Origin of the sequence: Lelliottia wanjuensis, from assembly GCF_030238365.1 — a bacterium.
Taxonomy (GTDB): Bacteria; Pseudomonadota; Gammaproteobacteria; order Enterobacterales; family Enterobacteriaceae; genus Enterobacter; species Enterobacter wanjuensis.
Genome location: NZ_JASSOT010000072.1, coordinates 16,354 through 28,674, shown reverse-complemented (window position 1 = coordinate 28,674; position 12,321 = coordinate 16,354). Strand labels below are relative to the sequence as shown.

Genomic DNA, 12,321 nt, shown 5'->3' with positions numbered 1-12,321 from the left:
CACCTTCTTAGTGTGCCGCGTCGATGAGCGACAGAGCATAGTCCAGTACCTTATCACCACGCTGCATTCCGTAATCCATCATGTCGATGACCTGTACCGGAATGCCCTGCGTGGCAGCCTTGTCTGCCAGTGTCTTTAACATGTATTTCACCTGCGGTCCGAGAAGCACGACCTGGTACTGCGGAAACTGCGTATCAAATTCGGAAACACCGTACGCATCAATCGTCACCGGCACACCGCGTTCTTCTGCCACTTCAACCATTTTCCTCACCAGCAGGCTGGTGGACATCCCGGCAGAGCAGCACAGCATAATCTTGAACATCGACAACCATCCTCAAAGTGTAAAAAGTTATTGCGGAGGTGATTGGATATCATATGGAAACCGGTTTCCATTTATAAAAGACAGAAGTGTGACACCCATCAAGATCCAGTAGTTACGCGGCTTATTATCACGATGTGGGTCACGAAATTTGGCGATTTGGACATCAAATGGAGCGGAAACGGAAAATCGGTTTCCATGGAAAAGGGAAAACGGATATACTGCGGATTGGCTATAATGTGAGCCGAAGCGGTAATGGGAATTACAGGGCTGCGTGGGTCCTGTCAGGGGAATATGATGTCTACAATCAACGATGTATCACGTCTGGCCGGGGTGTCCAAAGCCACGGTATCACGGGTGTTGAGCGGGTCGCGCGGCGTGAAGGAAGCCAGCCGTGAGGCCGTACTGAAGGCGGTGGATGAGCTGAACTACCGGCCCAACGTCATTGCGCAGTCGCTGCTTAGCCAGTCCACCGGCTGTATCGGCGTCATTTGCGCGCAGGATAATATCAACCAGACCACCGGGTATTTGTACGCGCTGGAAAAGCAGCTCAGCCAGCATCAAAAACATCTGCTGCTGCGTTTCGCTAACACCAAAAGCGAAGTGCTTAACGCGCTCGATGAACTCTCCTGCGGCCTGTGCGACGACATCCTGATTATCGGGGCGCGTTTCCCGCTGCATATCGATCAGGAAAACGTCATCCTGGTGGACTGCATGGAGTCCGACAACGCCAACAGCATCCAGTTTGACCACGCGTTCGCCGCCGAAACCGCCTGTAACTACCTCACCAGCCAGGGCCGTCGGCAGATTGCTTTGATCCAGCCGCAGGGCAGCGGATTCGCCGATCAGGTGCTGCTCGGCTACAAACACGCGCTGGAGAAAAACTTCCTGCCGTTTAACCGCAATCTGGTGTTTATGGACGCCACCTCGTCCTCCGTGGCATTGCAGGAGTTGCTGAACAACGCGACCACGTTGAATTTCAACGCGTTGCTGGTGGCGGATGAGCAGGAAGCGCAGCGCGTGATCCCGCAGCTGCAGGCGTTTAACAAATCGGTGCCGGAAGACATCATGGTCTTTAGTCTCGCCGGTTCGCTGCATCTTCCGGGGATCCCGACCATTCCGGCCATCGAATATTCCATGGATGCGATGGCGGCGCGGATTGTGGCGTGGCTGAATGAAAAAACGCAGATGCTCGGGTCTTACGTCCTGCGCGGGGATCTGATTATCCCGGATATGCGCAAACGCTAATCAAACAAGCGTGAAGCCCGCTTCACGCTTAGTAATCCTCCATGCAGTCCACTTTGCCGACCGCTTCCCAGTAGTTGTCCAGGTTGTCGCGCTCCATCGCCAGCACGGCGTTTTTCACCAGCAGTTTATTGGCTTCCGATGACATGATCATCGCCTGCCACTCCTTGTCCGTCTGTTTGCCCTGAGGCGAGCACACTTTCTTGATATCTTTCATCACGGCCTGCCTGATTTTTTCCGTTTTAACCGGATCTTCCGTCTCCTTTGCGTGGACGAAGGCGGCGAAAAGCAAACAGATAATCAGACAAAACAGGTGAGCAGCTTTCATAGAAACCCCCGGAAAAAAACGCGCATGGTCTTCTGAAATATATCGTTACATTCATCAAAGCGATTCAAGCCGAAAGTATGATTCTGGGCAGACACAGGTATGAGACGTTTTAAGCGTAGCTGGAGTTTTTGCCGGGCATCAGCGCCCGGCAAAAAGATTTATGGCATGCCGCCGCCGAGGGATTGCCACAGCGTGACGCGGTTGGTGAAGTCGGTCTGTTGCAGGGCGATCAGCGATTCCTGCGCCGACCACAGCGACCGCTGTGCGGTCAGCACCGTCAGATAATCTCCCGCGCCGGCCTGATAGCTGCGCGTCGCCACCTCCAGCGTTTTCTCCTCGGCGGCGACGTACTCCCGCTGGGCATCGAGCTGTTCGCTCAGGGTTTCCCGCCGCGCCAGCGCATCGGCCACGTCCTTGAACGCGCTCTGAATGGTTTTCTCGTAGGTGGCGATCAGCCCCTTTTTCTCCGCTTCGGCATAGCGCAGCTGCGCCAGATTGTTGCCCCCGCTGAACAGCGGCAGGGTGATCGACGGTGCAAACGACCACACTTTCAGGCCGTGGCTGAACAGGGACGACAGGGAGTCGCTCCCGACTCCGGCGCTGGCGGTCAGGGAAATGCTCGGGAAGAAATTGGCGCGCGCCGCGCCGATACTGGCGTTGGCGCTCAGCAGATTGTGCTCGGCTTCCTGGATATCCGGACGACGCAGCAGCGCGCTGGAACTCACCCCCGCCGGGATCAGGGTGATGGCGTTGTCGCTCAGGCTCTCCAGCGTGCCGGGCAGGAGGTTGTCCGGCACTGTACCGCCCGCCAGCAGATTCAGGGCGTTTTTGTCCTGCATGACTAACGTCTGATAACTCGCCACGCTGGCGCGGGCCTGCTGATACACCGCCATCGCGGCGCTGACATCCGTCGCCGCTGCCACGCCCACTTCCTGCTGGCGTTTGACGATTTTCAGCGAGTTCGCGGCGCTCTCCATGGTCGATTTCGCCAGCGCCAGATTGCTGTTATCCGCCGCCAGCGTCAGCCATGCGCTGGTCAGCTCGCCGATCATCGTCAGGCGCGTATTCTGCGCGGTGAATTCGCTGGCAAGCCAGGTTTCGCGCGCGGCGCGGGACAGACTCTGGTTGCGGCCAAACAGATCCAGCTCGAAGCTCGACACCGCGCCGTTGGCCTCGTCGCTGGTGGTCACCCCGCTCGCCAGCGTGCGGCTGCGGGTGTGGCTCAGTTCAGCATCGATCGTCGGGAACAGGGACGAGCGCGTTTCGCCATACAGGGCGCGGGCGGCGTCGATGTCCGCAATTGCTTTTTGCACGTCGCGGTTGCTGGTGAGCGCCATCGTCACCACCCCTTTCAGCCGGGCGTCGTTCATCACATTTTGCCACTGGCTCACGACCGCGCTGGCCTCGCCGTGGCTGCCCGGCAGCGTCGCCGGGACAGGGGAGTCGGGGCGCTGGTAGCTGGGGTCCAGCGACACACAGCCTGCGCTCATCAGGGCTAACACCAAAACAGATACACGAAACATGATTACCTCCGGTTTGCGTGCTGACCGGAGAACAGACGCTTCACCAGTACAAAGAATAAGGGGACAAAGAAAATCGCCAGCAGCGTGGCCGCCAGGGTGCCGCCGATGATGCCGGTGCCGATCGCCACGCGGCTGTTGGCGCCTGCCCCGGTGGCGACCGCCAGCGGCGTCACACCGGCGATAAAGGCCAGTGAGGTCATGATGATCGGACGCAGACGGGTCTGGGCGGCGCGCAGGGCGGCACGGGTCAGGGAGTAACCTTCCGCCACTTTGGCCTCGGCAAACTCGACGATCAGAATGGCGTTTTTCGACGACAGGCCGATGGTGGTCAGGAGCGCCACCTGGAAGTAAACGTCGTTGTTCAGACCGCGCATCGTCGCGGCCAGCGCCGCGCCGAGCACCCCGAGCGGGATCACCATGATCACCGAAATTGGCACCGACCAGCTCTCGTACAGCGCTGCCAGACACAGGAACACCACCAGAATCGACAGGGCGTACAGGCTCATCGCCTGGCCGCTGGCCAGTTTTTCCTGCAGCGACAGGCCGCTCCACGCCCAGGTGGTGCCAGCCGGGAGTTTGTTCGCCAGCTGTTCCATGGTGGTCATCGCGCTGCCCGAGCTGGAGCCGCTGGCGTTCTCGCCCTGAATCTCATACGCCGCCGAGCCGTTGTAGCGCACCAGGCTCTCCGGGCCGTATTCCCAGCGGGTGGTGGCGAAGGCGGAGAACGGCGTCATGCTGTCGTCGCTCCCGCGCACAAACCATTTGTTGAGATCCGACGGTGCGGCGCGATAGTCGCTATCGCCCTGGATGTAGACCTTTTTGACGCGGCCGCGATCGATAAAGTCGTTCACGTAGGTTCCGCCCCAGGCGCTGGAGAGGGTGCTGGTCACGTCGCTCAGGGCGAGGCCCAGAGAGACGGCTTTGTTGTTGTCGATATCGACCTGCAGCTGCGGCATCTGCGGCAGATCGTTGGCGCGCACCGCCTGCAGGGAGGCGTCTTTATTCGCCTCACCAATCAGCTGGTTACGCATCGCCAGCAGGGTATCGCGGTCCGTACTGCCGGTCGCCATCAGCTCGAAGGTAAAGCCGTTGCTCTGGCCGAGACCGTCGACGGACGGCGGGGTCATGGCGAACACGGTGGCATCGCGAATGCCGCCCAGCTCCTGGCTGGCGCGCAGGGCGATCGCCTGGGCGGTGTTTTCGCTTCCCTTACGCTCGGACCAGTTTTTCAGCGACACAAACGCCATCCCGGCGTTCTGGCCGCTGCCGCTGAAGCTGAATCCTTCGACGGTGAAGATGACGTTGGTGTTGTCTTTCTCTTTGCTGAGGAACCAGTCGGTGACCTGGCGGCTCACCTCGGCGGTGCGCACGGCGGTGGCACCCGCGGGCAGGGTGTACTGCACCATGATTTCGCCCTGATCTTCCGTCGGCAGGAAGCTGCCCGGTAGTTTCCACATGGTCAGGGCCATCGCGCCGCACAGGACCGCGAAAATCGCCATCATGCTGCCGGAGCGGCGTAACACGCGCAGGACTTTGTGCTGATAGCCCTTTTCCGTTTTGCTGTAAAAGCGGTTAAAGGCGCCAAAAAAGCCTTTCTTGTGCGGCGGCGTGTGGGTAAGAACCGTCCCGCACAGGGCCGGGGTGAGAGTCAGGGCGACGACGACCGAGAGGATCATCGCCGAGATGATGGTCACGGAGAACTGGCGGTAAATCACCCCCGTCGAGCCGCCGAAAAACGCCATCGGCAGGAACACCGCCGAGAGCACCAGGGCAATCGCCACCAGCGCGCCGGAGATTTCACCCATCGATTTTTCGGTGGCTTCGCGGGCGGGCAGGCCCTCGTCGCGCATGATGCGCTCGACGTTTTCCACCACCACGATGGCGTCATCGACCAGCAGGCCGATGGCCAGCACCATCGCGAACAGCGTCAGGGTGTTGATGGAATAGCCGAACAGGGCCAGCACGCCAAAGGTGCCGAGCAGTACTACTGGCACCGCCAGGGCGGGGATCAGCGTGGCGCGGACGTTTTGCAGGAACAGATACATCACCACTACCACCAGGATGATGGCTTCGAAAAGGGTCTGAATCACATCCTCGACGGAGATTTTGATGAACTCGGTGCTGTCTTTCGGGTAGGCCACGTCATAGCCTTCCGGCATCGCGCGTTTGAACTCGGCGATTTTCTCTTTCACTGCGGTGGCGGTGCTCAGGGCGTTAGCCCCTGGCGAAAGCATCACCGCCACGCCTGCCGCCGGATGGCCGTTCAGCTTGGCTGTCGCCGTGTAATCTTCGCTGCCCATCTCGACGCGGGCGACGTCGCCGATGCGCACCACCGAGCCGTTGGCCTGGCTTTTGATGATGATATTTTTAAACTGGTCGACGGTTTGCAGGCGCGACTGGGCGCGGACGGTGGCCGTCAGCTGCTGCGCATTCGACGACGGCAGCGCACCGATTTTCCCGGCGGAGACCTGCACGTTCTGCGCTTCAATCGCGCTCTGCACGTCGGACGGCATCAGCGCGTACGAAGCCAGCTTCGCCGGATCGAGCCAGATGCGCATAGCGTACTCCGCGCCGAACACCTGCAAACTGCCCACGCCTTCCACGCGCGCCAGCGGGTCCTGAACGTTACTCACCAGCCAGTCGGCGATGTCCGAGCTGCTGGCTTTGTCGGTTTTGTCGTACACGCCCATGATCAGCAGGAAGTTGCTCTGGGATTTCACCACCGTAATGCCCGACTGCTGCACCTCGCTCGGCAGGCGCGATTCGGCCTGCTGCACTTTGTTCTGCACCTGGACCTGGGCGGTATCCGGATCGGTGCCCTGTTCGAAGGTGACGTTGATGCTCACGGAGCCGTCGGAGCTGCTGGTGGAGGTGAAATAGAGCAGGTTATCCAGGCCGGTCAGCTGCTGTTCGATCACCTGAGTGACGCTGTTTTCCAGCGTCTGGGCGGACGCGCCCGTATAGGTGGCGGAGATTTTGACCGACGGCGGTGCCACGTCCGGGTACTGCGCCACCGGCAGGGTGCGGATCGCCAGCATCCCGGCGAGCATAATCAGAATGGCGATCACCCACGCAAACACCGGGCGACGCACGAAGAAACGGGAAAACATCAGGCGTTTCCTCCGTCGGTTTTGACCGCTTCGGCTTTCACTTCCTGGCCGGTGGTCACTTTCCCGGAGCCCTCGACGATCAGCTTATCGCCCGCGTTCAGCCCGCTCAGCACCAGCCATTTGTCGCCGTAGGTGTCGCCGGTTTGCAGCGTGCGCTGCTCAACTTTGTTGCTGGCGTTCACCACCAGCGCGGTGGCGTTGCCTTTGGCGTCGCGGGTGATGCCCTGCTGCGGCGCCAGAATCGCGTCGTCCATGATGCCCTCATCCACTTTGGCGCGAACGAACATACCGGGCAGAAGTTGTTGTTTCGGATTGGGGAATACTGCGCGCAGGGTGACGGAGCCGGTAGATTCATCCACCGCGACTTCCGTCAGCGCCAGTCGCCCCTTTTCGCTGTAGGTGCTCCCGTCCTCGAGGATCAGTGACACGCTCAGGGTATCGCTGTTGGTGGACAGGGTTTGCTTGCGTAATCGCAGCAGATCGGCGCTGGAACGGGTGAGATCAACGTACATGGTGTCTAGCCCGCGTATGGTCGCCAGCGCCGTATCCTGCTGAGCGGTGACCAGCGCACCCGGCGTGACGGACGAAATCCCGATGCGGCCGCTAATCGGCGCGGTGACGGTGGTCCAGTTCAGGCTGATACGCGCGCTCTCCAGGGCGGCTTTTTTGGATTCGACGCTGGCTTTGTCCTGCGCACAGGTGGCCTGCGCATCTTCCGCATCCTGACGCGACACGCCGTCGTCCTTCACAAGTTGGGCATAGCGCCGGGCCTTCTGGCAGTCGGCCTGCACCAGCGACTGGGCCTGTTTTAGCGCGGCGGCGGCTTCGTCGTAGCTGGCCTTAAAGCTGGCCGGATCGATCTGATACAGCGCCTGTCCGGCTTTGACCGTATCGCCTTCATTGAACAGCCGTTTTTGAATGATGCCGCCGACCTGCGGACGCACTTCCGCACTCAGCGCAGCGCTGGTGCGCCCGGTTAACTCACTGACCACCGGAACGGGCTGGCTCATGAGCGTGACGATCCCCACTTCCGGGAGTGGGCCTTCTGGCGCGGATATTTGTGCATTATCGCAACCGGTCAGGAGAAATAATGCCGCGATGGAGGTTGTTCTGATTTTCATACTTTTTCCAGGGTGAACGATGCCTGTCCCGTTAATCGCTTAACGAGATGAAATTTATTTAAGGCAAAGGCATGCCGCATCTCCGCGAATGGCGGAAATGAAAAAACGGGAAAGCGTTATTTCCCGATGTTTAATTCAGATTTAATTAATTCACAATGAGAAGCATATTGAGTATTTCCCGATAGATTTTCTCTAATTCAGATGCTGACACTTTTTGTGGGGTTAACCGACGATAGATGGAGCCTTCCATCATCACGGCGGTAATTTCTACGCAGCAGCGGATGCGCTCTTCGCTCAGGTGCGGGCACTGTTTTTTCAGGTGCTCGCATGCGTTGGCGAACATGCGCGCGTCGGCTTCGACCAGCATCGCCGCCACCAGCGGATTGCGGGTCGCTTCGGCGGACATCTCCAGCATCAGCGCATCGTCGTCTTCGCTCAGGGTCTGGCGCCAGGCGAGGATCTGCGGCATGCGGTCGGTCTGGGTTTTGTCTTCCATCTCCGCGATGCGGTAGTCGATGATGCGGCGGATCATCTCTTCGATGATCGCGTCTTTGTTGCTGAAATAACGGTAGATCTGCCCGACGCTGAGCTTCGCCTCACTGGCGATCTGCGACATGCTGGCCCCGTGAAATCCGCTGGCGCGAAAGCAGCGCCGCGCCGCGGTGATAATCTCGTCCTGCCGCTGTTTCTGCCGTTCTTCTAGCTTTGTGCTCATCGTTTTCCCGCCGCGTCAAGAGTGAGAATGATCGTTCTCATTTTTGGTTATTATACGTTTCAGGAAGGTATTGGAAAGCGCTTTTTTTATTTACATATTGAAAGGATATTTCCACAACGAAATAAAGGAGAGAATAAGGAGTTTTTATGAAGATAAAGCTGTGAGAGAGTCAAATTGCGCTGAAAATAAGGAGAGCACGGTTCTTTTCCAATAGGGAAGGCGCTTTGTTTAGCGGGCCTACTATAAGTTGCGAGGCGCTTTCCGAATTTGCATCGTGATGCTTGTCACTCTGCCCCCCGATGGCTCATTCTTTGGCCTGGTCAATAAACCCGCAGAGGTGGCAATGGAACGCACAGTAAAAATCTTCAAAAAGGGCCGTCGTCAGGCCGTCAGACTACCGGCTGATTTTGAATTTGATACGGATAGTGTCTATATCCGCAGAGATGAGTATGGGAATGTGGTGCTGTCTGTGAAGAATCATCGTGAGTACCACAGAGATATCTTTTTAAACCTGTTAAAGCTAACGGATGTCCCGGAATCATTCCTGAGTAAAGAGGAGCGCAATCAAGGGTTCGCAGACAGAGATCCTTTTGAAGGAATGTAGAAATGCGGCATATGCTTGATACAAACATTGTGAGCTATATCGTCAGAAAGCATCCAGATGTGCTTAATAAATATTCCTATACCGCGCTCGAAGATATTTGTATTTCGAGCGTCACTGAAGCGGAACTGCTTTACGGCGTGGCCAAAAAGCAAAGCAGTTCATTAACCGCAAAAATACTGGAGTTTTTGAATACGGTCACCGTATGTGACTGGGATCGTGAAGCCGCGGAAAGCTATGGCACGCTGCGCGCATCAATGGAAAAAGAGGGAAAAGTCATGGGGGCGCTTGATCAACTGCTTGCAGCCCACGCGGTGAGTCGCGGTGCCACTTTTGTCACCAACGATCGCGCCTTCGGCATGGTTCAGGGATTAAACGTAGAAGACTGGACCACGTCTCTGTAACACCTGACGCCCGGTGGCGCTGCGCTTACCGGGCCTACAAAGTCGTCCGTACACATATAACTTTTCCTTCTGGTTGATTCTTTTTCGGTTTTTAGCGTACCGCTTCGTTGTCGATATAGTCGTTTAAACGTTTATCAAAAGGATCTGTCTCGTGAAACTCTCTTTACCTCGATTTGGTGCATTAGTTCTTACGGGTCTGCTGCTGGCGGGCTGTGACCAGGGTGGCAGCGATGCCAAACACATTAAAGTCGGCGTGATTAACGGCGCCGAGCAGGACGTGGCGGAAGTCGCCAAAAAAGTGGCGAAAGAGAAGTACGGCCTTGATGTCGAACTGGTCGGTTTTAGCGGCTCGCTGTTGCCCAACGATGCGACCAACCATGGTGAACTGGATGCGAACGTGTTCCAGCATCGTCCGTTTCTCGCCGAAGACAACAAAGCGCACGGTTATAAATTAGTGGCCGTCGCCAATACCTTTGTCTTCCCGATGGCCGGTTATTCCCGCAAGGTCACAGCCGTATCAGAGCTGAAGGATGGCGCGACCATTGCCATACCAAACGACCCGACTAACCTCGGGCGCGCGCTGTTGCTGCTGCAAAAAGAGAAGCTGATTACGCTGAAACCGGACGTCGGCCTGCTGCCAACGGCGCTCGACATCACAGCCAACCCGAAAAAACTGAACATCATGGAGCTGGAAGGCGCGCAGCTGCCGCGCGTACTGGACGACCCAAAAGTGGATGTGGCGATCATCAGCACCACCTACCTGCAACAAACCGGGCTGTCGCCGGTGCATGACGGGGTGTTTATCGAAGACAAAAACTCGCCTTACGTAAATATTGTGGTAACGCGCGAAGACAACAAAGACGCTGAAAACGTGAAGGAATTTATTCAGTCGTACCAGTCGCCGGAAGTGGCGAAAGCGGCGGAAAAAATCTTTAACGGCGGGGCGGTGCCGGGCTGGTGATACGTGTGGCGGGGCAACCCGCCTTTCACGTTTGATCCGGTGTCCTTGATGTCGCCTGGGCTGTTTGGTGTAAGCCCGGCATAATGGCGAAAAATATTTCGTGCTGAAAATCATTAACAAAATAATATATTTGTTTGATGAATTAACGATTCTATTATTAATAGCCATTAATTGTACGGCAGTCACATATTCAGTAAAAACTGAGTGCTTATCTAAAATTCTATTTACTCGAAATAACGCTCGCCTTATAGTTCTGAAATAATTTGTAATACATCAATCCAGGAACAAAATGAACAGGGTGTTCAGGTTATTTAACGCCATTTCTCTCGTCAATTATCGCATGGCTGTTCTTATTGCAGGCGTGAGCACCTTTACTCTTCAGGCAGCCCCGCTTTCTCCTGCGGACCGCGACACAATCCAACAGCAGCAACAGCAGCTGTTATTACAGAACCAACAGCAACGTGAAGAATTAGAGCGCTCGATCCCTCTGCCAAAACCCACGGCACCAGCGCCTGTCGCAACAGGAACCGGGCCCTGTTTTCGCATCCAGAATATCACCCTGACGGGGGCGACGCTGATCTCCCCTAAAGCTCAGCAGAAGCTGCTGACACCCTGGGAAAATCAGTGTCTGGATATGGCGAAAATCACTGAATTAACAGCACAAATTTCTGACTGGTATATCAGCCGAGGATATATCACCAGCCGCGCTTTTCTCACCGAACAGGATCTCTCTGGTGGTCAGCTCAATATTGCGGTGCTGGAAGGAAAGCTTGCAGATATTCGCCTTGAAGGCGAAACACCCTTAATGCTCAAAATGGCGTTTCCAGGTCTTAAGGGGCGCGTACTTAATTTACGGGATATCGAACAAGGGATGGAGCAAATTAACCGTTTGCGTACCACGCCCGTGCAAATTGAAATTATTCCGGCGTCAGAGCCGGGATATTCAGTGGTTAATCTTACTGCGCAACCCGAATTTCCGTTAAGTGCGACCATCAGTCTGGATAATAGCGGGCAAAAGAGTACCGGTGAGGATCAGCTCAATGGCGGTCTGACCGGGAATAATCTCCTCGGGCTGGCCGATAAGTGGTTTGTGAGCGGCGGGCGCAGCAGCGATTTTGCCACCGCGTATGACGCGCAAAGTTTCCAGGCGGGCGTCAGCGTGCCATTCGGCTATGGCCTGCTGGACTACAGCTATGCGTGGAGCAACTACCGGACCACACTCGATAACATGGGCTACCAGTGGGTCTCGACGGGCGACACCAAAACGCACCGCCTCAATGGCTCCTGGGTGGTATATCGCAACGGCGACGTCAAAACCGGCCTGACGCTGGGCGCGGTACAGCGCTCGAGCCGTAACTGGCTCAACGATGCGCCGCTGCAAAGCAGCACCCGCAACCTCTCCAGCCTGATTGTCGGTATCACCCATACGCAAAAAATGGCGGGTGGCGTGGCGACCTTCAACCCCACCTACAGCCACGGGATGCCGTGGTTCAACGCCGAGACGGATGAAGACAAATCCGGCGATATGCCGCGCGCAGAATTCCGTAAATGGAGCCTCAACGCCAGTTTTCAGCGTCCGCTAACCAGCAATCTCTGGTGGCTGACCAGCGCCTACGGCCAGTGGTCACCCGATCGGTTATACGGCTCTGAGCGCCTGACCCTGGGCGGCGAAAGCTCGGTGCGCGGCTTCAAAGAGCAGTATTTGTCCGGCGATAACGGCGGGTATCTGCGCAACGAACTCGGCTACACGCTGTTTACCCTCCCGGTAATTGGCCAGGTCAGCGCCACGGCGGCGTTCGACGGCGGCTGGCTGGAAAAAGACCGTGAAGATCGCTACGCGTCCGGCACCCTGTGGGGCGCCTCCATTGGCCTCAGCAGCGCCGGGCGCTGGTACAGCAGCCAGGTTTCCGTGGGGACGCCGGTGCACTATCCCGACTGGCTCGGCCCGGACCACATCAGCGTCAACTGGCGCATTGCTTTCGTGCTTTAAGAGA

General features: G+C 57.1%; 11 protein-coding genes. 5 read left to right on the top strand and 6 right to left on the bottom strand.

All coding sequences use genetic code 11. The features are described from left to right. Positions 1–7: 7 nt before the first annotated feature. Entirely contained in the window at positions 8–322 is a 315-nt protein-coding gene (locus QQF33_RS22240) for a PTS sugar transporter subunit IIB (protein WP_285158618.1), read from the bottom strand. A 294-nt stretch (positions 323–616) separates the two neighbouring features. Between QQF33_RS22240 and QQF33_RS22235 the strand changes: the two genes are divergently transcribed. Then, complete coding sequence (locus tag QQF33_RS22235) at positions 617–1,567, top strand: LacI family DNA-binding transcriptional regulator (protein WP_107702567.1); 951 nt, start codon at positions 617–619, stop codon at positions 1,565–1,567. 28 nt (positions 1,568–1,595) lie between these two features. Here the strand turns inward: QQF33_RS22235 and QQF33_RS22230 are convergent, their stop codons facing one another. The 5 genes from QQF33_RS22230 to QQF33_RS22210 form a co-directional block, all read right to left on the bottom strand. Continuing rightward, positions 1,596–1,892 carry a YicS family protein gene (locus QQF33_RS22230; protein ID WP_282492102.1) on the bottom strand — a complete coding sequence of 99 codons (297 nt, stop codon included), beginning with the start codon at positions 1,890–1,892 and terminating at the stop codon, positions 1,596–1,598. 158 nt (positions 1,893–2,050) lie between these two features. Continuing rightward, a complete protein-coding gene (locus QQF33_RS22225) occupies positions 2,051–3,415 on the bottom strand; it encodes an efflux transporter outer membrane subunit (RefSeq protein ID WP_285158617.1) in 1,365 nt (454 codons plus the stop codon). 2 nt (positions 3,416–3,417) lie between these two features. Beyond that, complete coding sequence (locus tag QQF33_RS22220) at positions 3,418–6,525, bottom strand: efflux RND transporter permease subunit (RefSeq protein ID WP_285158616.1); 3,108 nt, start codon at positions 6,523–6,525, stop codon at positions 3,418–3,420. Beyond that, positions 6,525–7,646 carry an efflux RND transporter periplasmic adaptor subunit gene (locus QQF33_RS22215; protein ID WP_285158615.1) on the bottom strand — a complete coding sequence of 374 codons (1,122 nt, stop codon included), beginning with the start codon at positions 7,644–7,646 and terminating at the stop codon, positions 6,525–6,527. The genes QQF33_RS22220 and QQF33_RS22215 overlap by 1 nt, the downstream gene beginning before the upstream one ends. A 145-nt stretch (positions 7,647–7,791) precedes the next feature. Continuing rightward, positions 7,792–8,361 (bottom strand): TetR/AcrR family transcriptional regulator, encoded by a 570-nt coding sequence (locus QQF33_RS22210; RefSeq protein ID WP_282492098.1) that lies wholly within the window; start codon positions 8,359–8,361, stop codon positions 7,792–7,794. A gap of 274 nt (positions 8,362–8,635) precedes the next feature. On the opposite strand from QQF33_RS22210, the gene QQF33_RS22205 reads away from it, so the two are divergent. The 4 genes from QQF33_RS22205 to QQF33_RS22190 all read left to right on the top strand — a co-directional run bounded on the left by QQF33_RS22205 (position 8,636) and on the right by QQF33_RS22190 (position 12,317). After that, complete coding sequence (locus QQF33_RS22205; protein ID WP_324723281.1) at positions 8,636–8,965, top strand: antitoxin; 330 nt, start codon at positions 8,636–8,638, stop codon at positions 8,963–8,965. Between the two features lie 2 nt (positions 8,966–8,967). Next, positions 8,968–9,366 (top strand): type II toxin-antitoxin system VapC family toxin, encoded by a 399-nt coding sequence (locus tag QQF33_RS22200; RefSeq protein WP_282492097.1) that lies wholly within the window; start codon positions 8,968–8,970, stop codon positions 9,364–9,366. A 151-nt stretch (positions 9,367–9,517) separates the two neighbouring features. Beyond that, positions 9,518–10,327, top strand: coding sequence for a lipoprotein NlpA (nlpA, locus tag QQF33_RS22195; protein WP_285158614.1), 810 nt, complete (start codon positions 9,518–9,520; stop codon positions 10,325–10,327). Positions 10,328–10,667: 340 nt separating this feature from the next. Next, on the top strand, positions 10,668–12,317 hold the full coding sequence (locus QQF33_RS22190) for a ShlB/FhaC/HecB family hemolysin secretion/activation protein (protein WP_285158626.1): 1,650 nt from the start codon (positions 10,668–10,670) through the stop codon (positions 12,315–12,317). Positions 12,318–12,321: the final 4 nt, after the last annotated feature.